Below are 26,301 nucleotides of genomic sequence, written 5' to 3'. Positions count from 1 at the left end.
AAATAGGGAAATTGGAAAAGCTTTGTATCTTGATGCTGAAGATCAAATACAACTATGAAAACCACCTCTACGCCCTTGCACCTGCGTCTACCTCTGGTAACTGGATTTATACTTGCCTCTGCGCTCTGTTTTATGGTTTTACCCGCTTCGGCACAGCAGGTAAAAAAGAAGAAGCTGGTTCAGAAAATAATGAAGCAGCACCCGGAACAGTTTGGGGCTATACTTCAGAATCCTGAAAAGTATAGGGTGCAGATCCTGTATACTCAGATAGATCGGGATGCGCAGAACAAACCCCACTTCACCTCTTACAGTTACCGGGTAAGCCCACAGGAGTATTTTTACCCGGCTAGCACTGTAAAACTACCTGCGGCAGCTTTGGCATTGGAGAAGCTGAACGAGTTAAACAAGGAGGGGCTCAACAAACACACGGCACTCAGGATTGACAGCGCCTATGCAGGACAGTCTGCTGTAATTGCGGACAGCACTTCCCAAAACAACCTGCCGTCCGTAGCGCACTACATCAAGAAAGTGTTGCTGGTGAGCGACAACGATGCCTATAACAGGCTGTACGAATTTTTGGGGCAGGAGCAGCTGAATCAAGGGCTGCACGAAAAAGGCTTTGAGAATGTACGGCTTTCGCACAGGCTGTCTATATTCCTGAGCCCGGACGAGAACAGTCATACCAACCCCTTCACGTTTTTTGATGGTGAGCGAATTGTGTATCAGCAGCCGCTTACCAATAATGCCAACCCAAAGCCAAGCCCACTGAAGGAGGTGTTCCTGGGAAAAGGATACTATAAGGGGGATGAGCTGGTAAACCAGCCGATGGATTTCTCAGCTAAAAATTATATCTCGGTAGAAGTATTGCAGGGCATTTTAAAGAGTATCCTTTTCCCGGAGGCGGTGCCTGCGCAGCATCGGTTTAATCTACAGCCAGAGGATTATACTTTCCTGTACCGGTACATGTCGATGCTGCCGCGAGAGAGCGATTATCCAAAGTATGAGCCAAAGGAATATCCCGACAGCTATGTTAAGTTCCTGATGTTTGGCGACGACAAAAAACGACTGCCTGAGAACATCCGCATCTTTAACAAGATTGGCTATGCATACGGCTTTATGATTGACAATGCCTACATCGTGGATTTTGAAAACAATGTGGAGTTCATGCTTACAGCTGTCGTTTTTGTAGATGAAGATGAGATCTTTAACAACGACAACTCCCAGTACGATGAGGTGGGTTTTCCTTTTATGAAAAACCTGGGGCAGGCATTTTATCAGTATGAGTTAAAGCGTAAGAAGAAGCACCTGCCCAACCTGGAGAGGTTTAAGCTTAGTTATTAGTTTCTAATCGCACTATACTTTTCGGCCCTTTACCCACTAGAGTAGCAGGGCATCGATCTGGTGTGCCTGAACAATTTGTTCGCACTTCGACCAGGTGAAAATCGTGAAACGCCCATCCTGAGAGGCGACAAGGGCCAAGGTATCATGTTGGTCTTGTACAAACTGTGCTGCCGATAGGTGGCGTGTACCACCCAGGTGCGACGGGCGAACAATGGTTGCCTCGGTGCCTATTATCGGCTCTGTTAGCAGTACCTGCTCCACGGGGGCATTGCCCACAGGTCTACCTATTTTAGTGCCGAAAGCTAATAAATCGTAGTCATCATTTATAATAGTGGCGCCATCAATAGCTGTTAAACCTGCTATACTATCAACCTCGCGCCGAAGCGCTGTTTGCCACACGTTGCGGCTTTTCTTTTCTTCGTCTTGCCGCATCAGCTCGGCTAAACCACCGAAAGCGGGATTAACTGCATAAAGTATAGGCTGCATGATAGACTCACGCCATGTGGTAGAGGTGGAGGGCACTACCAAAAGGGTGCCACCACGCCGATGCTCCCGCATCGAAACTGCCAGCTGAATCAGAACATTGGCAGAATCGTTCATGGCAGAGGGAGACGTAAAGCCTAGCAGTGAGGTGAGAAACTCAGGGCAGTCAGGTACATTGCTGTGGCCTTCATCTACCACCTTTACCCGATCTCCTTTTAGCACGGCCACGTTGGCAAACTTCCCGAAGCCTTCTAAGCGCCGGTGCTTGATAACGAGCAAACCAGGCTCAGATACATCAACGACAAAGCACAGGCTGGGAATATTACGCGTGGTTCCCCATACATATAGTTCGTCTCCATCGCCCCATACCCCAAGGTGTATACCCGGACGCTCCACCCCAGGTGCAATCTTGGTTAAAATGTTGGCGGTAAACGGCAAAGGTTTTTCAAACAGAAGAGGTTGCTTAGTTTGCTCAGGCGGAAGATAAGCCAGGGAGACACGTGTAGCGTGCCCTTCCTCATGCCGTAGGCTTGCCCAAAAAGCGGTATCCAGGATGGCTTCGATTACCTGTGCATCAGGCTCGGTGGCTAAGTCCTGGCTGTCTTGTTGGCGTGCCTGTTCTATATGCTGGGCAAAATGCGTTTCAAGCTGTTCTGCTACTGCGCGGGCAGCCTGGTAGGTTATATCGCGAGTTAGGGGCATGGTTATTTTACGTCAGTTTTGATTTTAGATGTAATCTGGGCGCTAGATCAATCACTAAACATTCCTATACCCGTTAAGGCTGAATGTAGTAGCTGCACCAGGGTTTTACTGCTGTGCGTGCCGATGAGTTTTGCTTTGATAAACCCAAACCTCACCCAAATGTTTCTGTGGCTGTAGATGCTTCAAAGGGGCAGAGTTAACCTGTACCTACCTGTATGGTAAAGGAAAGCTGTTATATTTGCTAATCTCCATTTGCGGGGCAAACGAAAACAAAAAGATATCTCATGTCCATTATCATAGTAAACCAAGGGAAAGATGTAACTCCTTGGGTAAAGGCGCTCCGGGAAAGACGTCCCGAACTAAGCTTACAGGTGTATCCTGAAATTACAAGTACAGAAGATGTAGAATTTGCACTGGCTTGGAATCATCCTCCGGGAGCTTTTAAGCAGTTCCCAAACCTGAAGTGTATTTCCTCTATGGGAGCCGGGGTAGACCATATTCTGAGAGACCCTGAATTGCCTGAGGCAGCTACTATTGTGCGTATTACCGATGCTGACCTGACGAAGGACATGGCGAATTTTACCCTTGCCCTGGTGCTGAACCATGTGCGTGGGTTGTCTTTCTACAAAACAAAAGAGCAGGCGAAAGAGTGGAAGCCACAGCCTTACCTAAGAAACGAAAATGTTACGGTAGGAGTGATGGGCGTAGGCGTTTTAGGTGCAGAGGCCGCTTTGCAGTTAAGCAAAAATGGTTTTAATGTTATTGGTTGGGCCAGAACACCAAAAAACATAGAAGGTGTACAGGTGTATGCCGGTGATGACAACCTTGATGCCTTCCTGGCTCAGTCTGATGTGCTCATTTGTTTGCTGCCGCTTACAAGCGAAACGGCTGACATCCTAAACAAGGAGACCTTCAACAAGCTGCCAAAGGGTGCCTTTGTCATCAATGTGGCAAGAGGACAGCACCTGGTAGACAATGACCTGGTAGAAATGATTGACAACGGGCATTTGTCTGGTGCCAGCCTGGATGTGTTCAGAGAAGAGCCGCTGCCGAAAGATCATGTGTTCTGGAACCATCCCGCCATTCATGTAACGCCTCACATTGCCAGTGTTACCAATCCTGCATCTGCTGTTGCCCAGGTTCTGGAAAACTACGACAGGCTACAGCGAAATGAGCCTCTACTAAACATTGTTTCACTAGAAAAAGGATATTAATATGGATAACGCGTTCCACTACGCCTTTAAAATCAAGGATATAGACTCCACCCGTAAGTTCTATGTAGAAGTATTAGGTTGCCAGGAGGGGAGAAGTACTGAGCATTGGATTGATTTCGACTTCTTCGGTCATCAGCTTTCCGGCCACGTGAGCAACAATATCCCGGAGCTGGATTATTGCGGCAAGGTGGATGGAGTAAGTGTGCCGGTACCTCACTTTGGCTGTATCCTGAGCTATGAGCAGTTTCAGAAAGTACAGCAAAGACTGGAGCAGCACGACATTCGCTTTGTTGTAAAGCCACACGTGCGATACGAGGGCAAACCAGGTGAACAGCTTACCATGTTTGTGTTAGACCTGAGTGGGAATCCGCTAGAGTTCAAAGCATTCAAGAATGCAGACGAGGTGTTTGCTTCCTAGTTTCTACACCTCATAAAGATTTATTGTGCCTCAGGCGCAATAAGTGCAGTCTTATTTTTCATACCGCTATACTTATTCAGGCTTAGTAACTACAGTTTTATTCTTTCGAAGCTGCAGCACTAAGCCTGCAGGTAGAATTCCACGTAAAGGTTTAGTATTCAGCCTTATGGTGTAAGTAGCCATAAGCAATGTCTTAAATGCTAGTGGTATGAATGTAACTTTCTTCAACACCAAAGTATACGATCAGCAGTTTTTTAGCGAGGCAAATAAAGACTTCAGGCACAAGCTTAAATTTCTGGAAGTGCCGCTAAACGAGAATACAGCCGTGCTGGCCAAGGGTAGCACGGCTGTGTGCGTTTTTGTGAATGACCTGGTAAACAAGCAGGTACTTCAGCACTTGGCACAGGTAGAAATAAAGTTAGTAGCACTGCGTTGCGCAGGTTTTAATAACGTAAACCTTAAAGCTGCTGCACAATTGGGTATAAAAGTGGTTCGTGTGCCAGCCTATTCTCCTTACGCAGTGGCAGAACATACCCTGGCGCTCATCCTTACCCTTAACCGTAAAACGCACCGCGCTTATAACCGCATCAGAGAAGGAAACTTTGCGCTAAATGGCCTTATGGGCTTTGACCTGCACGGTAAAGCAGTAGGTATAATTGGCTTGGGGAAAATTGGTCTCGTTACCTCACGAATTCTAAAAGGCTTTGGCTGCAGAGTGCTTGGCTACGATGTGGCAAGGAGCAAGGAGGCGGACGAAATTGGAGTAGAGTTTTCTGACCTTGACAACCTTTATGCCCAATCGGACATCATTTCGCTTCATTGCCCCCTTACGCCAGATACTTACCACCTGATAAGTGATGCCTCTATAGCGAAAATGAAGGATGGCGTAATGCTGATCAATACAAGTCGCGGTGCCATTATTGATACCAGAGCTGTTATTAACGGCCTGAAGCGTGAGAAAATAAAATACCTTGGCCTGGATGTATATGAAGAGGAGGGGGATTTGTTTTTCGAAGACCTATCTAATAAAGTAATTCAGGACGATGTTTTTATGCGGTTGCTTTCCTTTAACAATGTACTCATCACCGGCCATCAGGCTTTTCTGACTATAGATGCACTACAGAGTATAGCAAAGGTAACCTTGCAGAACATTACTGATTTTGAGCAGGGAAAAGAGCTGGTAAACGAGTTGCAGGCATAATAAATAACCCGGTATCAAAGGGTGCATCCAACCCTTTATCAGCCTTACTCTCTTTTGTGTTAGTGCAGCTTACATCCAGTTAATTTGTTGCAGTTTATATTCTTCTAAAACACTCTCAATAGCGCCTCCTGTTTGCTACCAAGGCACATTAACTTATGATTATATAGCAAAATCATTTTGAACGGTAGGTAGACTTTTACTACCTTTCGTTGCAACGCTACAACCGGCACGCTGAAGGTTGCCGCAATTAGTTAAGAGAAAGGTTTCTGTGCTAACAAAGGACACCTTTTACTTTATTCCGAGGCATGTGTAGCTTTACTACGTATCAATATAACAATTTTGCTTTTACCAATTTTATTGGAAAGCTGAGGTTTTGATCAACATGCTAGTAGACATAAGTATAAGTCATGAAAGTAGGAATAGCGGCAGACCATGCAGGATTCGAACAAAAGCAGAAGCTGGTGGCTCAGCTTCGCGAAGCAGGCTATGAGATAGTAGATTATGGTGCTCATCATTACGATGCAGATGATGACTACCCGGATATTATTATACCGCTGGCTCGTGCCATAGCCAGTAAAGAGGTAGAGCGGGGAATAGCAGTATGTGGAAGTGGTGTAGGTGTATCGATTGCAGCAAATAAAATTGCCGGCATCAGAGCAGCACTCATCACAGAAACTTACTCTGCACGCCAGGGGGTAGAGCACGACGATATGAATTTACTTTGCCTGGGTGGTAGGGTAATAGGGCCTGTGCTTTTATGGGAGCTGGCTCAGGCTTATCTGAATGCAAGGTTTGCTGAAGAAGAGCGGTTTCAGCGTCGGTTAGATAAAGTAATAGCCTTAGAAAAAGGAAGGGCAGACATATAAAAAGGTTTACTCCTGCAGCTGCCAAGCCTTAAGATAAACATAACACGAGAGTAGTTAATGGAAGACATGAAATATGATTTTGGAATAGTTGGTTTGGGAGTAATGGGTAGAAACCTACTGCTAAACGTAGCAGATAATGGTTTTTCTGCCATTGGCCTTGACCTTGATCCATTGAAAGCAGCGGCCCTTGAGAAGGAGGGTTCAGAGGGTAAAACCGTGAAAGGTACTACCTCTGCTGAAGAGTTTATAAGTTCTTTGCGCACGCCCCGCGCCCTGATGCTGCTGGTACCTGCCGGTAAGCCAGTGGATGTGGTAATTGCAAGCCTGCTTCCGCTCCTGGAAAAAGGTGACATCGTGATTGACGGCGGTAATTCATACTTTCAGGATACCGACCGCCGTGTTGCTAGCCTTGAAAGCGAAGGTATACACTTCTTCGGGATGGGAATTTCGGGTGGAGAAAAAGGCGCTCGTTTTGGCCCAAGCATGATGCCGGGAGGAAACAGACAAGCTTACGAAAGGCTGCGTCCTGTTTTCGAAGCAGTTGCTGCTAAGGTAAATGGCGAGCCGTGCGTGGAGTTCTTGGGAAATGGCTCTGCTGGTAACTATGTGAAGATGGTGCATAACGGCATCGAGTATGGCATTATGCAATTGATAGCCGAGACTTATGACCTGATGAAGCGCGGCATTGGTTTGAACGATGATGAGCTGCAGCGCATTTTTCAGGAGTGGAACCAAACGGAGCTACAGTCTTACCTGATAGAAATCACTGGAGAAATCCTGAAAAAGAATGACGACACTACCGGCACGCGACTGGTAAACCTCATCTCAGACCGTGCCCGTTCTAAAGGTACCGGCAAATGGACCTCGCAAAATGCCATGGACCTGCAGGTGCCGATTCCTACCATCGATATGGCGGTTTTAATGCGCGACATGTCGAAGTACAAGGAAGAGCGCGTGCAGGCTGCGGAGCTCCTGAATGTTTCTGCGTCAAGCAATGGCTTGGAAGCAGAAAAAAAGGCAATCGTGGACCAGTTGCGCAACACCTTCTATTTTGCCATGCTGGTAACTTATGCGCAGGGGCTGGTGCAGTTGCGTGTAGCTTCTGAGGAGTATACGTATGGCCTTCAACTACAGGAGGTCGCTAAAATATGGCGAGGAGGGTGTATTATTCGTGCTGCTTGTCTTGAGGAAATCCGTCAGGCATACGAGAAAGCTCCAAACCTGCCTAACCTTCTACTAGACCCACAGGTGGCGGAAGAATTGCTTAAAAGGCAGTCTGATGTTCGCACTATCGTTAAGCTGGCCGTGGACAAAGGTATACCTATGCCTGCCATGATGTCTACTCTCAGCTATTTTGATGCCTACCGTAGCGAAGTATTGCCAACAAACCTGATACAGGCTCAACGTGATTACTTTGGTGCCCATACCTATGAGCGGGTAGACCAGGAGGGTGTTTTCCATACCGAGTGGTAAAACCCTGTAGTTAATTGCTTTTTAATACCTAGTCAACTTACTGTTGCTTTAATAAATATCTTATATGAACACAGGCAAAATAGCAGCTCCTACGGTTGTCGTTATTTTCGGTGGTACCGGCGATTTAACCAAACGAAAGCTAATACCTGCATTTTATCATTTATACCTGGAGGGATGGCTTCCAGAGAAGTTTACCATTGTTGGCTTAGGTCGCTCATCTTTCAGCAATGAGGATTACCGCAACCACTTGCATGAGGGGTTAACAGAGTTCTCGCGTAGTGGCCTGCCTTTAGAAGAAAAGTGGGAGTCTTTCCAACAGTATATTACTTACCTGCAGTCTGACATAAACTCACCGGACTCTTATGCGGAGTTGGCTGAGCAGCTCGATAGTTTTGATGATAAATGGGGTACTCGTGCGAACAGGCTCTTCTACCTTTCAGTAGCGCCACGCTTTATTGAGGCTGTTACCATTAATTTAGGAAAAGCCGGAGTAGCCAGTGAGGTAGCAAAAGACCGCATTATCGTAGAAAAGCCTTTTGGTAAGGATTTAGAAACTGCCCGCAGCCTGAACCAACTTCTGACACAAACCTTTGAGGAAAGCCAGATCTACAGAATTGATCATTACCTGGGCAAAGAGACGGTGCAGAATATCCTGGCCTTCCGTTTCGCTAATGCCCTTTTCGAACCTCTCTGGAACCGCAACTACATTGACTTTGTGCAGATTACAGTGGCAGAACAGGTTGGCGTGGAAGATAGGGGTGGCTACTACGAAGGTGCCGGAGCTCTTCGGGACATGATCCAGAATCACCTGTTGCAGTTGCTCTGCATGGTGGCAATGGAGCCTCCTGTTTCGTTTGAAGCAGAAGAAATCCGTAACAGAAAAGCGGATGTACTGCAGGCGGTTCGCCGCTTCAAGTATGAGGATGTGAACCATTTTGCTGTAAGAGGGCAGTATGGGGCAGGCTGGATCAAGGGACAAAAAGTGCCGGGTTACCGCGAAGAAGAAGGAGTAGATCCTAACTCTCAAACAGAAACCTACGCTGCTATTAAGTTTTACCTGGATAACTGGCGTTGGCAGGGGGTTCCATTCTACCTGCGCACTGGCAAGCGCATGCAGAATAAGACTTCTTCCATCACGGTTCAGTTCCGTCCTGTGCCCCACTTATCCTTCCCGTCTGCGCTGTCAGAAAACCTGTTGCCTAACAGGCTCACGATAAACCTGCAGCCGCAAATGGATATTCGCCTGCGCTTTACAGCCAAGCGTCCGGGACTGTCAATGACCTTGATTCCTGCAGAAATGGTGTTCGACTTCAACAGCTACTCAAAAAACTCACCAGAGGCTTATGAGACTTTGCTTTTGGATGCGATGCAGGGTGATGCTACGTTGTTCATGCGTGCAGACCAGATAGAAGCAGCGTGGGATGTGATAACGCCAATCCTGGAGACCTGGGATTCCCGTCCTTCACTTGACTTCCCGAACTATGCTTCAGGAATGTGGGGACCAGAAAATGCGGAAGCATTGATTGCACGCGATGGTCATACCTGGGCCGCTTCTACCTCGTGTGAAAGCTAGAGTGAGGTTTTAACCTTTCTTTTTTTGAGGAATAAGGAAGGTACAACAGAAAGTATAAGACAGCAATAAGTATAGTTGCTGCCAACACCTACTGAATAGAAATTATGCTACACATATTTAAAGATGCACAAGAGCTGAGTAAGGCTGCTGCAGAACTGTTTGTTAAAACTGCCCAAAAGGCGGTTCAGGAAAAGGGCAGGTTTTCTGTTGCACTAACCGGAGGCTCGTCTCCTGTGCAGCTGCATCAGCTACTGGCTCAGTCTCCTTACAAGGATCAGGTGCCGTGGGAACAAACCTATATCTTTTGGGGGGATGAGCGTTGGGTGCCGCTAACGGATGAGAAGAGCAATGCCAAGATGGCTTTAGAAACCTTATTGAACTATGTGCCTGTACCTGAAAATCAGATTTACCCAATGTGGGATGAGCAGGAGCCGGAAGCATATGCCAGGCACTATGAAGAAATACTCCGTAACCATTTAATGGAGTCAGCTCTGGGCTTAGATCTTATACTGCTGGGAATGGGGGATGATGGCCATACGGCTTCGCTGTTTCCGGGTACAGACGTGCTGCAGGAGAAGACAAAGTGGGTGGATGCTTATTACCTGGAGCCGCAGCAGATGCATAGGATAACCTTAACTGCTCCGTTCATTAACTTGGCCAAAAAGATATTGTTTTTGAGTTTTGGTGAGAAGAAAGCAGATGCGCTGTATGAAGTGCTGGAGGGGGAGAGAAATCCGGAAAAGTTTCCTGCGCAACTTATACGACCACAGCAGGGAGAAACCTACTGGTTTGTAGATGAAGCCGCTGCAAAACGATTGAAAAAGTAAGCAAAGCAGGTGCAGCAATAGCAAAAGCCTCTCAGGCATACTGAGAGGCTTTTGTACGTAATTTGGGTTAACATTAACTGGATTAGCTTATTTCTGTTAAAGAACATCGGGCAAAAACAGCCTCTGGCATCTATCGCAGTAGTAACTGGAGCGCAACTGCTTTCCAGTTTTACCTTTTTGTAGAGGGATAAAATCTCTGGGACACTCTTTCTTTTGATATACCTGCCAGTGCTGCTTTGCAGTACCCTCCCTTATCCAGGTTAGGTATTCAAAGCTTAGTTTGACGCACTCGTTAACTAATTTTAGTAACTCTACTTCCGGAATTGCGCCAACCATACTTTCCGGGTGAATCTGCCTTCTGTACAGAACTTCGTTTTTGATTCCGTTTCCTACTCCAGCCAGTATGCTTTGGTCCAATATAGCGTCAGAAATTTGCCTCTCAGGTTTAGTGTGAAGTTTTTCTAGCGCTTTTGCTTTATCAAACAAGGTGCTCATGACATCGGTGCTCCAGTCATAAACTTCGCTAAGCTCTTTTTCGATTAACCGGCAGTCGCAGGCGTAGAAGTTTATTTCTCCCGTTTCAAATTCTAACCCCAACCGAAGCTCCCGATCCAGTCTGCTGTTGATGGCATATTTGCCAAACAGCATCAGATGTATGCAGATAGCGAAGCTTGAAAAGCAAAAGAGAAATTCTTTGCCATAGGTTTTGATTTCCGTCAGTACCTGGCCTTGCAAGCGATTGTTAGGAACATGTTTAGCACTTCCCTCTGCTAACAGTACAGTCTGGCCAACAAACTGTTCAGCCTGCTCTTTAAGAAAAACCATCTGCGGACCTTCGGGCATGAACCTTGAGTTAATTACGGTTTCACTTCAGCATACAGCTACAGTTGGTTGCGGGTTTAAGAATGGAACGCAGGAGTCATGCTGTGCCTACAAGTAATAGACGAGCCTGCTTATTGAAAATAGAGTACTATAGAGCAGTAGAGTAGTGCTGGAAGCACCATTCCGCTAAAATATGAGCTTATTAAAAGAATTTTCAGTGAACCTTATGAAATATAATAGCTTTGTAAACAATTTATTGTACATTGTACAAAATAATGAACGTATATGCCCGCAGAATTGTAGTAGGTATATAATAACAAAAACAACATGAATAAAGGAACAGTAAAATTCTTTAATGACACCAAAGGCTTCGGATTCATTAAGGATGCAAATTCAGATCAGGAGTACTTCGTACACGTATCAGGACTGGTACACGAGATCCAACAAAATGACGAAGTTACTTTTGACCTACAAGAGGGAAGAAAAGGACTAAACGCTATCAACGTTAAGCGTGCTTAGTTATAGATATAAGTCATTAATAAAAAAGCCTTACACTGCGTAAGGCTTTTTTATTTTTTAAATAAGTTAAATCTTTCAAGAAGGCTTAGGCAGGCTTAAAATTTAGCGCCAGGATATTTATATGAATAGAAAATATATAGTAGATACTGCCACCCGTGTATACTTGTGTGTAGCTCTCCAAAAGGGGAAAGATTGGGCTCCAACCAATCAGGATTCTCTGCAAAGCTTCATGAATTCCTGTAAGGGAACTGGCATAAGTGACGCAGGCCTTCTTTCAGGCGAATTTAATGATAATAGCTTCTTTGAGAAGTGGATTCGGAACGGAACGAACTACTTATTTCGTTACTAGTCTGAAGAGAATGATTTGATTTTAGGGGCACCAACAGCAACAATAACTCACCAACAGAATAACATATATGGGTAGATCACAAGAAACCTTTAACAAGAAAGAAAAGGAAAAGAAGAAGCAGAAAAAAAGAGAAGATAAAGCGAGCAAGAAAGAAGAGCGCAAGACCAACTCTAATAAAGGCAAGAGCCTGGATTCTATGTTAGCTTACATAGATGAAGACGGTAACATCACTGCTACTCCCCCAGATCCAAAGAAAAAGCAGGCTATCAAGCAAGAGGACATCCAGATTGGTGTTCCTAAACAGGCAGAACTAGATCCGGCTGATCTTATCAGAAAGGGAACGGTTACGCATTTCAACACATCAAAAGGGTACGGTTTCATAAGAGACCATGAAACTCAGGATAGTATTTTTGTCCACCAGAATGGATTGACTAGCTCGATCAAGGAGGGCGACAAAGTATCTTTTGAAGTTGAGAAGGGGCTGAAAGGATTGAACGCTATCAACGTTAAGCTGGTATAGTGAACGCTGTGGTTTAGCCATTAGGAGCAAAAACTGGTATTCAGAAACTTTCTATAAAGAACTTGAGTACCTGTTTTGGCTACTAAGCATGGACCGTGCTGCATTTTTCAGTGCTTCTCCAAAAGGGGAGTTATTAGGCAATATGGTTCAAGTTGCTGTAGCACCTTTAAGATTATTGCTAATTCAGTTACAAAATCTTTTCTGCTACTTAAGACGCTTAGAATAAAGGTGCCCTTCCTTAGAAATAATCAACCGCCAGCGGGTAACAACGACAGCTTTAAGTATGCATTTATACTTGAAAAGCTCCTCAGGACTATACATGCCTATCGCTCCAAATATCCTGAGCTGGTACAGTTACACAATTACATCGAGTCTTTGAACCTAGATGAGTTTCACATCAACCCTCAGGTAAATAAACTAGCTACTATTGCCGATTATATGGCTGTGATGGCAGTTGACTCGTATGTGATCAGGCATATTCACCACAACTTTAACAACGACATCAGGAACCTACAGGAAGGAAGCAACCTGAATGACCACCTAGATCTGTACTTAGAGTCAGGGTTGCCAGGGGCTAAAGAGTAGTGATTCCTTGCTTTCTAACCTGAGGGCGTCAGTTCTTTTTCCCGAGCCGCTTCTTAATTGTTAAGCGGCTTTTCTATTTTCTTATCAGCCATACTAGACCTTTTCTACTGGAATGGTGCCTTTCTTGGGTTGCAACCTCAGTTATACTACCAGGCTACCACACTTCTTACTTCGCTCAGCACGATAGTACAATTACTTTCCTGATTAAAAGTATAGGATACCGGAGCATACCTGCAACTTATCACTGCCGGATTAGTAGACAAGTCTATTGATTTATACCATTTATTAATATAACTTAATTTATGTAATTGACTTATATGGGTATAAAAGGATAAAGCTAAGACGGAGAAAAGGCTGAACCTGACTCACCAGGTTCTTGTAGTGCTTCTAATGTTTATTTTCCTGCAGCATACCGCTTTAGCTACTTAGATCCTATTGCTCATCAGACGCAGTGTTATGGATGTACTTAAAAGGCATAATGTTCATGTGTTTGGACAAGGGGAGATGCCCATGGTATTTGCTCATGGCTATGGCTGTGACCAAAATATGTGGAGGTTTATAACCCCAGCTTTCCAGCACAATTTTAAGATTGTGCTGTTCGACTATGTAGGTGCTGGCAAGTCTGATGAGAGTGCTTATAGGAAAGACAAGTACAGTAATTTGCAAGGATATGCCGATGATATACTGGAAATATGCCATGCGCTGGAACTAGAGGATGTAATTCTGGTGGGGCACTCAGTAAGTTCTATGGTAGGAGTGTTGGCTGTTATCAAAGAACCAGGGCTGTTCCACAGCCTGATTATGGTTAGCCCGTCTCCTTACTACATTAGCGAAGGAGACTACATTGGAGGCTTCTCAAGAGAGGATTTAGAAGGAATGCTTCAGTCGCTGGAGAGTAATTACCTTGGGTGGTCTAGTGCGGCAGCGCCTGTAATAATGGGAAACCCTGACAGGCCGGAGCTAAGTGAGGAGCTAACCAACAGCTTTTGCAAAACAAATCCGGATATTGCCAAGCAGTTTGCAGAGGTAACTTTTCTATCCGACAACAGGGCTGATCTGCCAAAAGTAAAAATTATGTCGCTGATACTGCAGTGCAGCCAGGATGTGATAGCCCCTACACCTGTAGGTGAGTACGTGCATCAGGCTGTTGAAGGCAGTGAGTTCGTTATGCTTGATGCATCGGGTCATTGTCCGCATATTAGTGAACCAGAGCAGACCATAGCTGCTATTAAAAGCTTCTTAGACCGAAATATCAGTGGTAAGTAGGAATAATATCACTAAGCTGGCTCTAGAAGGGTTATTGGAAGAGAGTGTAGAAGAGCTTTATGATAATGCTCCATGTGGTTATTTTTCTACGCTCCCTGACGGAACGTTCATCAAAATCAACAACACTTTTCAAACCTGGCTGGAGTATGATGCAAAGCAGCTACTCTTTGTGAAGAAGATACAGGACCTGCTCCCCATTGGCGATGCCATCTATTATGAAACCCATTACTACCCGCTACTGCAAATGCAGGGTTTTATAAACGAGATTAACTTTTCGCTTAGGGCCAGTTCAGGAAAACTCCTTCCAGTTTTGCTAAATACTACTCTTGTAAGAGATCTGCAAGGAAGGCCTGCCCTATACAGGACTACTGTATTCAATATCACAGACCGCAAGAAGTATGAGCTTGAGCTGCTAAAAGCCAAGAAAAAAGCAGAGGATGCAGCCCGTGTAAAAGCGGAGTTTTTGTCTACTGTCAGCCATGAGATAAGAACACCAATCAATGCTATCGTCGGAATTGTACACCTGATGCGTAATACAACACTATCGCCTCAGCAGGCAGAGTACCTGAGCGTGCTGGAACTCTCAACTGAAAACCTGCTGAAGCTCATTAACAACATTCTCGACTTCAATAAAATCGAAGCAGGCAAAGTGAGCCTTGATGAGGAAAGTGTTGCTATAAGAGATTTAGTGGCTAGTATACTACATGGTTTTGAGGCCAGGGCAGAAGCGAATGGACTCACTATCAAGTATGAGATTGACGAGCAAATACCTGAGCACCTTTTTGTTGATCCCTTAAAGCTGGTGCAGGTACTTAATAACCTCATAAGCAATGCCTTGAAATTTACTGAGCATGGTCATGTAGCTGTTAAGATAACACAAAAGAAGCAAGTCAGGGACAGGGTGTCTATTGGCTTTGAGGTTGCAGACACAGGCATTGGCATCGCGCCTGATAAGCAGAAAATCATATTCGAAGATTTTGCTCAGGCCAACTCCTATATCAACCGGACTTATGGCGGTACTGGTTTAGGGCTTGCCATCAGCCAAAGGCTGCTTGCGCTTTATAACAGTGAGCTAAAGGTGGAAAGTGAGCAGGGTAAAGGTTCTCGCTTTTATTTTAACCTCGAGCTAAAGGTAAGCAAGGAGGCTGCCAAGGCAACTCTACAACAAACAGAAACCAATACTGCCAAAGGGGTAAGGCTGCTGCTTGTGGAGGACAACAAGATCAATGTTTATGTGCTGTCGCAGTACCTGACAAATTGGGGGGTAAGGTATGATGTAGTTGGTAATGGGCAGGAGGCAATTGAGAAGGTAATAAGGTATGATTACGATTTGATTCTGATGGACCTGCAAATGCCAGTGATGGATGGTTACGAAGCCACCAGGAGAATCAGAAGTATGGAGGATGGCAAGTATGCTAAAATACCCATTGTGGCCTTAACAGCTTCAGCACAGGCAGAGTATCAGGGAAAGCTGGAGGAGTCAGGTATGAACGGAATACTTGCCAAGCCCTTCAACCCAAGTATACTTTACAAGCTGATTGCTTCTTACAGTTCCGGCACTCTTTCCGAAGAAGAGCGGGAGAAGAATGTAGTACAGCATCATGATAAAACGCAGGGGCCTTTCAATCTCTCAACCTTCAACGATCTCATGTCTGACGACCCTGAGGGGATGCTGGAGTTAATAACAATTACGATAAGTGCGCTGCAAGAAGCAAGTGTAGAAATAACTAAAGCGATAAAAGAGCGAAATTCGCAGTCGTACAATTATTGGGTACAGAATATTGAAACCTCACTAGAGCTTTTACATGCAAAGCCGTTACACGCAGCGCTGGAGCATGGTACCATCTTGTTGAGAGCTGTACCCCTTGACCCCGACCAACTTGAGCTGGTAGAGCACCTTATCGGCACCCAATTCAGGTTGATACTAAAAGGGCTGGATGAGAGATTACAAACTGGTTGAAAAGCCTGAACTAGAAGGCGTAAAAAAGCCAGCCATCATGTAACGGCTGGCTTTTTGCAGGAATCTCAAAACTATGGGTTAAGCTTTTTGCTGCTCACTTGAAAGGTTAGAGTACCACTACCTGGTTTTCCCTCATCAGAAACTCCCTCTGCAATGGCTCTATAAGTGGTGCTGCGGTCAGCGGTATAGAAGGTTACAGTTGCCTTGCCATTTGCATCAGTTTTCACGCTAGGGTTCCAGTAGATGGTAGTGCGCAGGTCTGGCTCGTTACTGCCCTCACCCGGCTCCTCATAACGTGGGCTGTAGAACTCCCGCACTTTGTTATACCCTTTGGCTTGATGCACAATGATGTAAGTACCAGGTTCTACTTCTGTTTCTTCCTCGCCACCATGGTCAGTAAAGATGGCGATAACCCCACCTGAGGCTCTGCCGCCATAGATAGCAGCGCTGGCCGCATCCTTCAGAATCTCTACTCTGTTTATGTCGAATTGGCTCAGCATCGATAGGGTACCTTCCGAAACTGGCACACCATCAACCAGGTACAACGGCGGTGTTTGCTGTCCTCTGATTCTGGCCCTGAACTGGTTTTGCCCGGAGCGGTAAATCTGCACGCCAGCCACACGCCCCTGAAGGCTTTCCAAGATGTTGCCGGAAGGAGCAACTGTTAAATCTTTGCCTTTTATTACCACATCTGCCTCTCTATGCAAGGTAAAAGGCACATAAACATCTTTCTCGCCTTTGATGTCCACTTCAGGAAGTAAAATGCCTCTTAAGGTATAAGCCTGATTAAAGTTAGATGAGGCAAATTGCTGCTGCCTGCTGGCCTGCAAAAAATCTTGCCTGGCATCTGGTAAGAGTGCTTCTGCCTGAAAAGGGTTCGAAGTAGCTACTTTCGGGATAAAAGAGTCCTCCTCCATCACTACCTGCAGGTGTTTGCGTCTGCCCCTGGCGTCTGTACCTTGTACCACCATATCTACATCTCCCGTAAAGTCAAAGCCTCTGAAGGAAAACTCACCCTGGCGGTTTGTTTCCGTTGTGATAAAGGCCTGGTGCTGACCTTGCAGGTAAAGCAGGGCTTCCCCGTTTGCGACAGGCTTATCTTTTTTAGTAACCAGCTTGCCTTTGATCGTCAGGTCTTGCTCAGCCGGATATTGTATGCTTGGGAAGGAGCCAGATGTAGCTGCTTGCCAGCTGAAACGTCGCCAACCTTGCGTCATGAGCAGGTACTGCAAGGCCTGCTTTCGCTGTGGATTATCATTTTCAAAATAGTAGCCAGGCTGCTCTACATACCCTTTCAGGTCAGAAGTCAGCAGTAGGTAACTTTTAATGCCAAGGCTGTTCTTGCTTTGCTTTACCAGTTCATCATCTGTTATGGCTAGGGAAAAGTCTGTGGCTACAGGCTGTCCGTTCTTGTCTTTTGCCTCCAACTGCAGGGTAACTAGCTCCCGCCCTTCAAACGTTGATTTGTTTGTGGTGAGGTTAATATTCAGATCATCCTGATGGTCTACAAACACCAGTCGCTCGGCTAGAGGCTCCCCGTTTGCACGAGACAGGTTGAAGCGTACAATACCCGTAGAAAACTCTGACTTCGGAACCTGCTGTCGGTAAGTTTGCCCAGGCTGTAGTGAAACAGCTTGAGAATACTTTAAAGCATCCTGGCTGATACCTGTCAATACCAAGGGCTCCTGTTGGTTTACGTTCCCGGCTATAGAAATCTCCAGGTTATTGCCAGTGGTCTCATCCACTCTAAGCAAATAACCTGTAGTCTTTGCTTTTGGTAGTACATATTCTACACTCTTACCATCGCTGGTTTTAACTCTTGCTATATAGTTTCTGCCAGCTTCGGGCTGTAACTCAAAGGCTCCCATTCCTAAGTGTAGGTCTGAAAAATCCAGGAGCTTTTGCCCCTGATCATCAAAAACGCTACCTGAAACAGCAACACCTTTTCCGGCAGTACCTGTTGCTTTAAAAGCAATTCTGTTTTTCAAACCTTGCACCATGTCGCCTCCTTCCGGGAAAAACTGAAAATCAATTTTCTCGGTAGCAGAAGTGGTTTTTGCTGTTGCAGTGTTATCACTAGGCCCCAACACCTGCAAGGTTTTGGTGAAGAACGTACCATCGCCGAAGTTACGCATCCATTGTGTATAGGCAGCCAGAGTATAGGTGCCTGCTGGCAGGCTATCTGGTAGTAACATATCACCAGCAGCTTTACCATTTTCGGCCTTTAAAATGAGTTGATGCACGGGTTGGTTACTAGCATTTAGTAGGTCTACATATAGCACCTGGCTCTTTGCAGAAGGGCGTAGAGTGGCAGCATCTACCACATATCCTTTCAGCCACACAGCCTGCCCAGGAGCATAGTATGGCTTATCTGTTTGCACATATACCTTTTCTGGTGCATACTGCGACCGAAATGTGCTCAGGTAAGACTCTAGCCGTTGGGTAAGGTCAGTCTGCGGACTTATAAATGCCATTGATGCCAGCAGTAAAACAGGCATCATATATAGGAAATGTTTAAGTTTAATCCGGTTCATATCTTGCTGATTTTATATTAGCTTTAGGACTAATTGCTACTATAAATACACGCAAAAACCGTTCCTTAGTATTTGTTTGAGTAGTTTATTTACGAGGAAAGTATAAGTGTGTTTTTGGATGTATTTGATAAGTGCAAAATGTGTAGCAGTATAGGTGCTGCTGCTCCTTTCATACATCAGCCAGGTAAAAACAGGGTGTGGGGATTATCCCCACACCCTGTTTTGCTGTTAGCAGCAGCCCTTACTGCTGCACAGTTTATCGCTTTTTGCTTTTTCAAAACATTCCTGACCTTCTTTGAAGGCAAAATATGCTATACCAAGGGTACCGATACTGTCTATATACGGAAAGCCGGTAAGCTCATAGATAGCACTGGCTACTAGAAGAATAACCGACATATAAATACACACCCTTGTACAGCCTGCATCTGCTAAAATGGCATCAGAGTTTAGCTTGCGGCCAACCTTTTCTTTTGCATAAACCAACGCCCACATAACAGCTATGGAAATGATTGAGATTACAACACCCCAAAGGGTAGTCTCTGGTTTATGCCCGGTCCAGATATTGTAGATGCTGGTTACAGTAAGGCCTGCTACCAAAGAGTAAAAAGCAACTCCTGTGATTCTGAGCGCTGTTCGCTCAAATGAGTCTCTTGTGCTGTTGGCATTTTTCTGGATGCGCAGCACCATATGGGCAATACCTATGCCTGATATAACCTCAATAAAGCTATCGGAACCAAACCCAAACAAGGAAAGGCTTTCATCTTCATATCCAAGAGAAGTGGAGACCAGCCCCTCCACTGTGTTATAGACAATGGTGAATACAGCAAGCCAGAAGGCCACCTTGTACAGCTTAATTTTATTATCTGTGTTGATTATGGATATAGTCTGCATACTACTTTAACAAAACCATAGGCAAAAGAGTTGGCATCTGCTGCTTCTTAACCAGGTAACGCCAAGTATGATGAGGTATGATGGCTTAGTTTCTACTGTAGAGGAGCCTAACCTTGGCTATAATTTTAAAAGAAAGCAAATCAGTGGTTTCTTCCGTATGCACTTTAAAAGGGAAGATATCATGAAATCCATATCCATTTACCGGGCCAACGCGATCATATTGCTGGGAATTCTGACAGTAATAGCACTGTACTACGGCAAGACATTCTTTATACCGTTGTTCTTCGGTATCATTTTCTCTATGCTCATGCTGCCTGTAAGCAACAAGCTGGAGAGCTGGGGTATAAGCAGGATTTTCTCTACGCTGATCTGTATCCTGATCATTCTGCTGTTTATTGCTGCAGTGTTGTTTGTGATTTCTGCACAGGCAGCAAGCTTTTCTAATGATTTGCCTAAAATACAGCAGCAGTTGGAGCAGATGATCGATAGTCTGCAGCAATGGATACAGCAGCAGTTTGGCGTAGCGCCCCAGGAGCAGATAAAAATGGCAAAATCGCAGGTATCTAAACTGTCTCAGACTGTTAGCAACTTTGCAACCTCTATCATGAAAGGCCTCATGGGCATAATCACCTCTTTTGCCTTGATTATTCTTTACATGTTCTTCCTGTTGTGGCAGCGAGACAAGTATAAAAATTTTTTCCTGAAACTTGTAAAGCCAGAAAACAAGGTTGAGGCACAGCGAACCCTGAGCAGTATAACCACTGTAGCAGCAGCATACCTGGGAGGACGACTTATCTCTATGCTTTTCCTGGCGATCATCTATAGTATAGGTTTCTCAATAGTAGGGCTAAAGAACCCCATTTTGCTGAGTGTTATAGCCGTTCTGCCCACCATTATTCCGTACGTAGGTGCGTTTGTAGGTGGATTCTTCCCTCTGATTATGGCTTTTGTCAGCGGCGCTACTGGGACGATATTACCCGTTATAGGTATTCTGGTGGCGGCTCAGTTAATTGATAACAACCTGATAGAGCCATTTGTGATGGGAGCGAAGATGGACCTGAGCCCACTGATTACGGTAGTAGCAATTGTGCTTGGGGAGCTTATTTGGGGAGTTGCCGGTATGATTCTGTTTGTGCCCTTGTTTGCCATCATCAGGATTGTTTGTGAGCACCTGCCATCGCTGAACCCAATTGCCTATCTGCTGGAGGATGAGTTGGATGAGCCTGATTGGGTGAAAAGTATAAAGCAGAAATTCTCCAAAGGCTAAAGTAAGGTAAAACAGGTGCAACGGCTGCACCAGGAGTATTACATGCTTGAATAAAAGTGAAGAGGAGAAGACACGTCATTATGTGCATTCTCCTCTTACTTTAGCCTTTATTTTTTAGGATAGATCTCGACGCCATGCTGTTTGGAACTGGTTTTCCAGCCCCTGTGCATGCGCGCGCTGTTAAAAACCAGAGCGATGTTTCCTTGCGAGTCAACGCCAATAACACCTACATCGCCTTCTTCCGGGTTTACACGCTCCAGCACGGCGGTCTCACAAGCCTCCTGAAGCGACATGCCTTTATACTCCATCAAGGCAGATATATCATAAGCAATAACATTTTTCATCAGAAGCTCTCCGTCTCCTGTACCTGATATGGCACACGTCTTGTTGTTTGCATAACATCCAACACCTATAATGCAGCTGTCGCCAATGCGACCCATTTTTTTATTTTCGGTGCCGCCAGTAGACGTTGCCGCAGCCATCAGTCCGTTCTTATCAAGAGCAACAGCTCCTACAGTGCCGTGCAAACGAGCGTTCAACTCGTCCAGACCTATGTTGTCACTGCTGGTAAACTCATCTTCTCTCTTTTTAGAAAAAAGGTCAAACTGATGTTCTGTGATGAAGTAGGAGGCAGGCTCAAATCTGATGTCTAGCTTCTTAGCATACTCTAAAGCGCCCATATCGCCTAGAAAGCGATACTTGGTATTCATCATAACTGCTTTGGCAAGCGAAATGGGGTTTCTTATGTTCCGCACCAGCGCTACTGCACCAGAGGCTTGGTCATTGCCGCGCATAATAGCAGCATCCATCTCTACCTCGCCATTTGCATTTAGAGCCGAGCCTCTTCCGGCGTTAAACAGTGGGTTGTTCTCAAGGCTGATCACAGCCGCCTCTACAGCATCTACAGCAGACCCACCCTCTTCCAATACTTTGTATCCTGCATCTACTGCCTCCTGTATGCCTTCTTCATACTTCTTTTTGTTCTCATGTACATGGTCGGAGTCTGGTCCTGCTCCACCATGTACTACAATGGCAATTGGTTTCTGTTTAGCCATAAGTTATTTCAATAGTATGTGAGTTGATGAAGTGGGTAACCTCAGCTAGTACGATGATCTGGTGCAAGTGTTAATTTGTGCTATCAGATTGCATTGCATTAGCGCAATTTATGCTTGTGCGGCTGCGTAATGTGCAATGGGTTTGGTGCTGAATGCCAGTGAGGTATACCATGTTTTGGTTCATGAGTATCTGGGGCTGGTTTCCTAGAAACCAGAAGCGTAACGTGGAAATAAGTTAAAGTACAGCAACAGCACTTTTTCTTCCGCTCTGCGTTTCATTCCTTTGTAGTATAATACACGTTTTAATTGAAGTAATGAGTATTTTAGATAAAGCTTATAAAGTAGAAGACTTCCGCAAGCAAGGACATGCCCTTGTAGATATGATGGCTGATTACCTGGCGGAAGCAAGCACAGACCGAGAAGACGTGCAGGCTATTCCGTGGCAGAGCCCTGAAAAGCAACTCGATTACTGGCAGCAGGATTTTTCTAAACCAGATCAGGCTGACCCACTGGAACTGCTAAAAGATGTCATGGACCGCTCTATACAAGTGCACCGCAAGCGTTACCTCGGGCATCAGACTACACCTACTTTACCGGTCACAGTACTATCCAGCGCTGTAACAGCACTGCTGAACCAGGGCATGGGGGTCTATGAAATGGGGATGGTTGGTAACACACTGGAAAAGGTGCTGACAGAGCATCTGGCGCAAAAACTGGGCTTTAGCAACCAGGCCTCCGGCTTTATTACCTCTGGCGGCTCGTTAGGTAACCTAACCGGTTTGCTGGCGGCAAGGGCCACTGCGACAGCTATCTGGCAGGAAGGGTATCAGGATGGGCAGCAATTGGCTGTTTTAGTTTCTGAAGAAGCCCATTATTGCATCGATAGGGCCGCACGTATTATGGGCCTGGGAGCATCCGGGATTATCAAGGTTCCTGTAAACGAGAAGTTCCAGCTCCGCACTGATCTACTGGAGCAGTATTACCAGCAAGCTGTGTCAGAGGGCAAGCAGGTTATTTGTGTAGTGGGCTGTGCCGGAACCACATCCACAGGCTCTTATGATGATATGGAGGCTATTGCTGCTTTCAGTAAGCAGTATGGCATCTGGTTCCATGTGGATGGGGCGCATGGGGCACCTGCAGCTTTCTCTCCAAAATATAAGCACTTGATAAAGGGCATAGAGCAAGCTGATTCCGTGGTGGTGGACTACCACAAGATGATGATGACACCTTCGCTCTCAACTGCTGTGCTATTTAAAAACGGGGGAGATGCCTATAGAATCTTCTCACAGCGTGCGCAGTACCTTTGGACCGACCAAAACACTGAAGAGTGGTATAACGGTGGTAAGCGTACGTTTGAATGCACCAAGGCTATGTCGGCGCTTAATGTTTATACTGTCTTCCGTACATATGGCGACGGTGTGTTCCAAGAGAACATAGAGCGGCTTTATGGGCTGGCAGAAATATTTGCCGACTTAATTAAAGCTAACGATAACCTGGAGCTGGCTTATGAGCCCGAGTGCAACATTGTGTGTTTCCGGGTAAAGGCATCGCCTGAAGCTTCAGACAATTTAAACCTGTCAATCCGCAGGCAGTTACTCGAAGAAGGACGGTTCTATATTGTGCAGACCATTCTGAATGGCAGCTTATACCTGCGCGTCTCTCTTATGAACCCGCTTTCCACGGAGCAAGAGCTTCAGGAGTTACTTATAGCTGTAGAGGAGAAAGCTGCAGTAGCCTCTGTGCAATAAACAGCCTTTTGTTATTTAATCAGCTGTAGCTGTTCTTGTAAAAACCCCAAGGTAAGACTTCTGACTTCCTTGGGGTTTACACTTTGTTTGGAAGCTTAAGTTTGCTCAAAAAGGACCACAACTCAAAAAGGACCACAATAAGATTTGCAGACCAACCCTATAAGAACCTTTTTCCTTTGATCTCTTATAACCTTACAACAACACGTATGTGGCTTCTCTAAATAAAGAAGCCTAAGTTATACTAGATAAAACGAACTTATGGAGAATCAGAGCGCAGCCAAAAGCAAATACCCCCTTTTGTTTTCTGAGGGACAATTAGGAAAACTACAGTTGAAAAACCGCATTGGACTAGCTCCCATGACGAGAACTTCTGCAGAAAATAACGGAATGCCTAGTGAGGCAATGAAGAGATACTACACTCGCTATGCAAAGGGTGGGTTTGGGCTCATCATAACCGAAGGTACTTATCCAGATGAGAAGTATAGCCAAGGGTACTTTAACCAGCCCGGCATTGCTAATGACAGGCAGGTGGAAGGGTGGAAAGAGCTTGTGCAAAGCGTACAGAATGAAGGAGCAAAGATCATCTGCCAGATAATGCATGCTGGTGCCCTGTCTCAAGGGAACGCTCATGCAAAAGAAACTATAGGCCCCTCTGCTGTTCAACCGAAGGGCAAGCAAATGGAGTTCTATGGAGGCCAAGGTGCCTTTCCGGTACCAAGAGAGATGACAAAGCAGGACATTGCAGATGTTGTTAAAGGCTTTTCACAGGCAGCCAAAAATGCAAAGGAGGCAGGCTTTGATGGCATAGAGATACACGGTGCAAACGGTTACATACTTGATCAGTTTCTAACAGACTATACCAATCAGCGGCAGGACGAGTACGGGGGTAGTACTGAAAATCGGGTTAGGCTGCTGGTAGAAACGGTACAAGCTTGCCGGGAGGCAGTGGGAGAGGGATTTCCTGTAGGCATCAGAATATCACAGAGCAAAGTAAACGATTACACTCATAAGTGGGCTGGCGAAGAGGAAGACGCTGAGATTATATTCTCTGCCTTAGGTACAGCTGGCCTCGACTTTATCCATGTTACCGAGTATCATGCAGATCAACCTGCTTTTAAAGAGGGTGGCCCTACACTTGCAGCCCTTGCAAAAAAGCATAGCGGATTGCCAGTAGTTGTCAACGGGAACTTAGATGCTCCCGAGTTGGGTGAGTCTGTGCTACAGAGCGGTGATGTGGATGTCGTTACATTAGGTAAGACCGCACTGGCCAACAAAGACTGGGTTAATAAGGTGTCAGAAGGCAAGGCCCTGGAAGAGTTGGATCCGCAAAAATTCTTTGTGCCTGATGCTAAGATAAAAGAGTTCGAACTATAAGGTCTTTTCAAAAAGCACTCTTCAGTAAAGGCTGTATCTTTTTTTAAATAAGCCAGATAGCCTGGAGTAAGCTAAGAAATACCAAGGCAACTATTGACTTCCTAGGTATAAAGCCTCTTATACATTAGTTTCAAAGCCCTGGGTTTAAAAGTATTTGGGGAACAACAAGATTGTGAAATTTTAGGTTAAACTGCTGGCGAAAAAATTGTAATGCTCTGCGGATAGGTTTATGTTTGGGAACGTGTATAACACACTCTTATTTTTGCATACGCACGTAACTAAGACATTTTACTCTAGCAATATACTAGCCAGCAGCTATTCTAACACAAAAACTATATGAATAAGAACATAAAACAGTATGCCCTGGGGGTAGACATTGGCGGAACCAACACCAAATTTGGACTGGTAAACCACCGCGGTGAAATTACCTACGGCGGCAGGCTATCCACCAGTGCTTATGCTACCCCAGAGGAGTTTGTAGATGCTCTTTATACTTCTTTATTGCCAGCCATTGAGTCAGTAGGTTTAGAGAACATAAAAGGAATTGGCGTTGGCGCTCCCAATGCAAATTTTTTCTCTGGCTCTATAGAGCATGCGCCTAACCTTAACTGGAAGGGAATCGTGCCACTTGCCAGCCTGATAAGCAACAAATTCCACTTGCCTTGCTCTATTACGAATGATGCTAACGCGGCTGCAGTAGGAGAGATGATGTATGGCGCAGCCAAGGGGATGAAAGATTTCATTGTGATTACACTTGGTACTGGTGTAGGAAGCGGCATTGTTTGTGGAGGCGAGTTAGTTTACGGCCACGATGGGTTTGCCGGTGAACTTGGCCATACCATTATACGCCCAGGTGGAAGGCAGCACTGGTCAACAGGCGTATATGGTTCCTTAGAGGCCTACGCCTCAGCTACAGGTATAGTGCTTACAGCAAAAGAATTGCTAGCCGAAGCAAAGCAGCATAGCATGTTGCACGACTATCCTGAAGATGCTATCGACTCGAAGGCAGTATTTGAATGCGCCATGCAAGGGGATGAATTAGCAAAAGAGGTTTACCGGTTTACAGGTCAAATACTGGGCGAGGCACTTGCCAACTTCGTGATGTTCTCCTCACCAGAGGCTATCGTGCTTTTTGGCGGGGTAACCAAAGCCGGTGACTTGCTCATGAATCCGGTAAGGGAGCATATGGAAAAGAACCTCCTGGCTGTTTTCAAAAATAAGGTATTGCTAATGTTTAGCGAACTAAAAGAAGCTGATGCCGCTATACTTGGTGCAAGTGCCTTGGTTTGGGCAATGAAAGTATAGTATAGACA

23 protein-coding genes are annotated in these 26,301 nt (G+C 45.5%); 18 read left to right on the top strand and 5 right to left on the bottom strand.

From position 1 onward, the window contains the following. Positions 1-32: 32 nt before the first annotated feature. Together PKOR_RS25720 and PKOR_RS20220 are read left to right on the top strand one after the other, a co-directional pair. Positions 33-236 carry a hypothetical protein gene (locus PKOR_RS25720; RefSeq protein WP_235336866.1) on the top strand — a complete coding sequence of 68 codons (204 nt, stop codon included), beginning with the start codon at positions 33-35 and terminating at the stop codon, positions 234-236. Next, entirely contained in the window at positions 190-1,341 is a 1,152-nt protein-coding gene (locus PKOR_RS20220; RefSeq protein WP_235336863.1) for a serine hydrolase, read from the top strand. The genes PKOR_RS25720 and PKOR_RS20220 overlap by 47 nt, the downstream gene beginning before the upstream one ends. A gap of 36 nt (positions 1,342-1,377) precedes the next feature. Here PKOR_RS20220 and PKOR_RS20215 read toward each other — a convergent pair whose 3' ends face one another. Beyond that, entirely contained in the window at positions 1,378-2,526 is a 1,149-nt protein-coding gene (locus tag PKOR_RS20215) for a putative sensor domain DACNV-containing protein (RefSeq protein ID WP_046313100.1), read from the bottom strand. A gap of 284 nt (positions 2,527-2,810) precedes the next feature. On the opposite strand from PKOR_RS20215, the gene PKOR_RS20210 reads away from it, so the two are divergent. The 7 genes from PKOR_RS20210 (at position 2,811) to pgl (ending at position 10,098) form a co-directional block, all read left to right on the top strand. Continuing rightward, on the top strand, positions 2,811-3,740 hold the full coding sequence (locus PKOR_RS20210; RefSeq protein WP_046313099.1) for a 2-hydroxyacid dehydrogenase: 930 nt from the start codon (positions 2,811-2,813) through the stop codon (positions 3,738-3,740). A gap of 1 nt (position 3,741) precedes the next feature. After that, entirely contained in the window at positions 3,742-4,158 is a 417-nt protein-coding gene (locus PKOR_RS20205; protein WP_046313097.1) for a VOC family protein, read from the top strand. A gap of 208 nt (positions 4,159-4,366) precedes the next feature. After that, complete coding sequence (locus PKOR_RS20200) at positions 4,367-5,359, top strand: 2-hydroxyacid dehydrogenase (RefSeq protein WP_046313095.1); 993 nt, start codon at positions 4,367-4,369, stop codon at positions 5,357-5,359. Between the two features lie 407 nt (positions 5,360-5,766). Then, a complete protein-coding gene (locus PKOR_RS20195; RefSeq protein ID WP_046313093.1) occupies positions 5,767-6,225 on the top strand; it encodes an RpiB/LacA/LacB family sugar-phosphate isomerase in 459 nt (152 codons plus the stop codon). A gap of 57 nt (positions 6,226-6,282) precedes the next feature. Then, positions 6,283-7,698 (top strand): NADP-dependent phosphogluconate dehydrogenase, encoded by a 1,416-nt coding sequence (gene gndA / locus PKOR_RS20190; protein ID WP_338047503.1) that lies wholly within the window; start codon positions 6,283-6,285, stop codon positions 7,696-7,698. A 64-nt stretch (positions 7,699-7,762) separates the two neighbouring features. After that, positions 7,763-9,271, top strand: coding sequence for a glucose-6-phosphate dehydrogenase (zwf, locus tag PKOR_RS20185; protein WP_046313092.1), 1,509 nt, complete (start codon positions 7,763-7,765; stop codon positions 9,269-9,271). 104 nt (positions 9,272-9,375) lie between these two features. Beyond that, positions 9,376-10,098 carry a 6-phosphogluconolactonase gene (pgl, locus tag PKOR_RS20180; RefSeq protein ID WP_046313090.1) on the top strand — a complete coding sequence of 241 codons (723 nt, stop codon included), beginning with the start codon at positions 9,376-9,378 and terminating at the stop codon, positions 10,096-10,098. A gap of 96 nt (positions 10,099-10,194) precedes the next feature. On the opposite strand, the gene PKOR_RS20175 is transcribed toward pgl, so the two are convergent. Beyond that, entirely contained in the window at positions 10,195-10,941 is a 747-nt protein-coding gene (locus tag PKOR_RS20175) for a DNA-formamidopyrimidine glycosylase family protein (protein ID WP_046313088.1), read from the bottom strand. Between the two features lie 306 nt (positions 10,942-11,247). On the opposite strand from PKOR_RS20175, the gene PKOR_RS20170 reads away from it, so the two are divergent. The 5 genes from PKOR_RS20170 (at position 11,248) to PKOR_RS20145 (ending at position 16,119) form a co-directional block, all read left to right on the top strand. Next, positions 11,248-11,439: a cold-shock protein gene (locus PKOR_RS20170; RefSeq protein WP_046313086.1), complete on the top strand. Its 192-nt coding sequence runs from the start codon at positions 11,248-11,250 to the stop codon at positions 11,437-11,439. 416 nt (positions 11,440-11,855) lie between these two features. Beyond that, positions 11,856-12,308 carry a cold-shock protein gene (locus PKOR_RS25715; protein ID WP_046313082.1) on the top strand — a complete coding sequence of 151 codons (453 nt, stop codon included), beginning with the start codon at positions 11,856-11,858 and terminating at the stop codon, positions 12,306-12,308. Positions 12,309-12,536: 228 nt separating this feature from the next. Continuing rightward, positions 12,537-12,893, top strand: a complete 357-nt coding sequence (locus tag PKOR_RS20155) for a hypothetical protein (protein ID WP_046313080.1) — start codon at positions 12,537-12,539, stop codon at positions 12,891-12,893. 456 nt (positions 12,894-13,349) lie between these two features. Further along, complete coding sequence (locus PKOR_RS20150) at positions 13,350-14,159, top strand: alpha/beta fold hydrolase (RefSeq protein ID WP_046313078.1); 810 nt, start codon at positions 13,350-13,352, stop codon at positions 14,157-14,159. A gap of 34 nt (positions 14,160-14,193) precedes the next feature. Beyond that, on the top strand, positions 14,194-16,119 hold the full coding sequence (locus PKOR_RS20145) for a PAS domain-containing hybrid sensor histidine kinase/response regulator (RefSeq protein ID WP_052738978.1): 1,926 nt from the start codon (positions 14,194-14,196) through the stop codon (positions 16,117-16,119). Between the two features lie 71 nt (positions 16,120-16,190). On the opposite strand, the gene PKOR_RS20140 is transcribed toward PKOR_RS20145, so the two are convergent. Together PKOR_RS20140 and PKOR_RS20135 are read right to left on the bottom strand one after the other, a co-directional pair. Then, positions 16,191-18,620: a TonB-dependent receptor plug domain-containing protein gene (locus PKOR_RS20140; RefSeq protein WP_046313075.1), complete on the bottom strand. Its 2,430-nt coding sequence runs from the start codon at positions 18,618-18,620 to the stop codon at positions 16,191-16,193. Between the two features lie 261 nt (positions 18,621-18,881). Beyond that, positions 18,882-19,544 (bottom strand): cation efflux transmembrane domain-containing protein, encoded by a 663-nt coding sequence (locus tag PKOR_RS20135; protein WP_046313073.1) that lies wholly within the window; start codon positions 19,542-19,544, stop codon positions 18,882-18,884. Between the two features lie 67 nt (positions 19,545-19,611). On the opposite strand from PKOR_RS20135, the gene PKOR_RS20130 reads away from it, so the two are divergent. Further along, positions 19,612-20,811, top strand: a complete 1,200-nt coding sequence (locus tag PKOR_RS20130; protein ID WP_235336861.1) for an AI-2E family transporter — start codon at positions 19,612-19,614, stop codon at positions 20,809-20,811. Positions 20,812-20,918: 107 nt separating this feature from the next. Here PKOR_RS20130 and PKOR_RS20125 read toward each other — a convergent pair whose 3' ends face one another. After that, entirely contained in the window at positions 20,919-21,866 is a 948-nt protein-coding gene (locus tag PKOR_RS20125; protein ID WP_046313071.1) for an isoaspartyl peptidase/L-asparaginase family protein, read from the bottom strand. Between the two features lie 314 nt (positions 21,867-22,180). Between PKOR_RS20125 and PKOR_RS20120 the strand changes: the two genes are divergently transcribed. From PKOR_RS20120 to PKOR_RS20110, 3 genes are all read left to right on the top strand, one after another. Next, complete coding sequence (locus tag PKOR_RS20120) at positions 22,181-23,614, top strand: pyridoxal phosphate-dependent decarboxylase family protein (RefSeq protein ID WP_046313068.1); 1,434 nt, start codon at positions 22,181-22,183, stop codon at positions 23,612-23,614. Between the two features lie 258 nt (positions 23,615-23,872). Next, complete coding sequence (locus PKOR_RS20115; RefSeq protein ID WP_046313065.1) at positions 23,873-24,988, top strand: oxidoreductase; 1,116 nt, start codon at positions 23,873-23,875, stop codon at positions 24,986-24,988. A gap of 336 nt (positions 24,989-25,324) precedes the next feature. Continuing rightward, a complete protein-coding gene (locus PKOR_RS20110) occupies positions 25,325-26,293 on the top strand; it encodes an ROK family protein (protein ID WP_046313063.1) in 969 nt (322 codons plus the stop codon). Positions 26,294-26,301: the final 8 nt, after the last annotated feature.

The organism is Pontibacter korlensis (genome assembly GCF_000973725.1).
GTDB lineage: Bacteria > Bacteroidota > Bacteroidia > Cytophagales > Hymenobacteraceae > Pontibacter > Pontibacter korlensis.
This window is presented reverse-complemented; position numbering and strand designations above follow the sequence as displayed.

Bases quoted from the DNA above. Each gene is read 5' to 3' on its own strand.
- gndA (WP_338047503.1), top strand. From the start codon at position 6,283: ATGGAAGACATGAAATATGATTTTGGAATAGTTGGTTTGGGAGTAATG.
- pgl (WP_046313090.1), top strand. From the start codon at position 9,376: ATGCTACACATATTTAAAGATGCACAAGAGCTGAGTAAGGCTGCTGCA.
- PKOR_RS20215 (WP_046313100.1), bottom strand. From the start codon at position 2,526: ATGCCCCTAACTCGCGATATAACCTACCAGGCTGCCCGCGCAGTAGCA.
- PKOR_RS20120 (WP_046313068.1), top strand. From the start codon at position 22,181: ATGAGTATTTTAGATAAAGCTTATAAAGTAGAAGACTTCCGCAAGCAA.
- PKOR_RS20195 (WP_046313093.1), top strand. From the start codon at position 5,767: ATGAAAGTAGGAATAGCGGCAGACCATGCAGGATTCGAACAAAAGCAG.
- PKOR_RS20210 (WP_046313099.1), top strand. From the start codon at position 2,811: ATGTCCATTATCATAGTAAACCAAGGGAAAGATGTAACTCCTTGGGTA.
- PKOR_RS20110 (WP_046313063.1), top strand. From the start codon at position 25,325: ATGAATAAGAACATAAAACAGTATGCCCTGGGGGTAGACATTGGCGGA.
- PKOR_RS20135 (WP_046313073.1), bottom strand. From the start codon at position 19,544: ATGCAGACTATATCCATAATCAACACAGATAATAAAATTAAGCTGTAC.
- PKOR_RS20175 (WP_046313088.1), bottom strand. From the start codon at position 10,941: ATGCCCGAAGGTCCGCAGATGGTTTTTCTTAAAGAGCAGGCTGAACAG.
- PKOR_RS25715 (WP_046313082.1), top strand. From the start codon at position 11,856: ATGGGTAGATCACAAGAAACCTTTAACAAGAAAGAAAAGGAAAAGAAG.
- PKOR_RS20140 (WP_046313075.1), bottom strand. From the start codon at position 18,620: ATGATGCCTGTTTTACTGCTGGCATCAATGGCATTTATAAGTCCGCAG.
- PKOR_RS20150 (WP_046313078.1), top strand. From the start codon at position 13,350: ATGGATGTACTTAAAAGGCATAATGTTCATGTGTTTGGACAAGGGGAG.
- PKOR_RS20170 (WP_046313086.1), top strand. From the start codon at position 11,248: ATGAATAAAGGAACAGTAAAATTCTTTAATGACACCAAAGGCTTCGGA.
- PKOR_RS20125 (WP_046313071.1), bottom strand. From the start codon at position 21,866: ATGGCTAAACAGAAACCAATTGCCATTGTAGTACATGGTGGAGCAGGA.
- PKOR_RS20220 (WP_235336863.1), top strand. From the start codon at position 190: ATGAAGCAGCACCCGGAACAGTTTGGGGCTATACTTCAGAATCCTGAA.
- PKOR_RS20205 (WP_046313097.1), top strand. From the start codon at position 3,742: ATGGATAACGCGTTCCACTACGCCTTTAAAATCAAGGATATAGACTCC.
- PKOR_RS25720 (WP_235336866.1), top strand. From the start codon at position 33: ATGCTGAAGATCAAATACAACTATGAAAACCACCTCTACGCCCTTGCA.
- PKOR_RS20115 (WP_046313065.1), top strand. From the start codon at position 23,873: ATGGAGAATCAGAGCGCAGCCAAAAGCAAATACCCCCTTTTGTTTTCT.
- PKOR_RS20200 (WP_046313095.1), top strand. From the start codon at position 4,367: ATGAATGTAACTTTCTTCAACACCAAAGTATACGATCAGCAGTTTTTT.
- zwf (WP_046313092.1), top strand. From the start codon at position 7,763: ATGAACACAGGCAAAATAGCAGCTCCTACGGTTGTCGTTATTTTCGGT.
- PKOR_RS20130 (WP_235336861.1), top strand. From the start codon at position 19,612: ATGATGAGGTATGATGGCTTAGTTTCTACTGTAGAGGAGCCTAACCTT.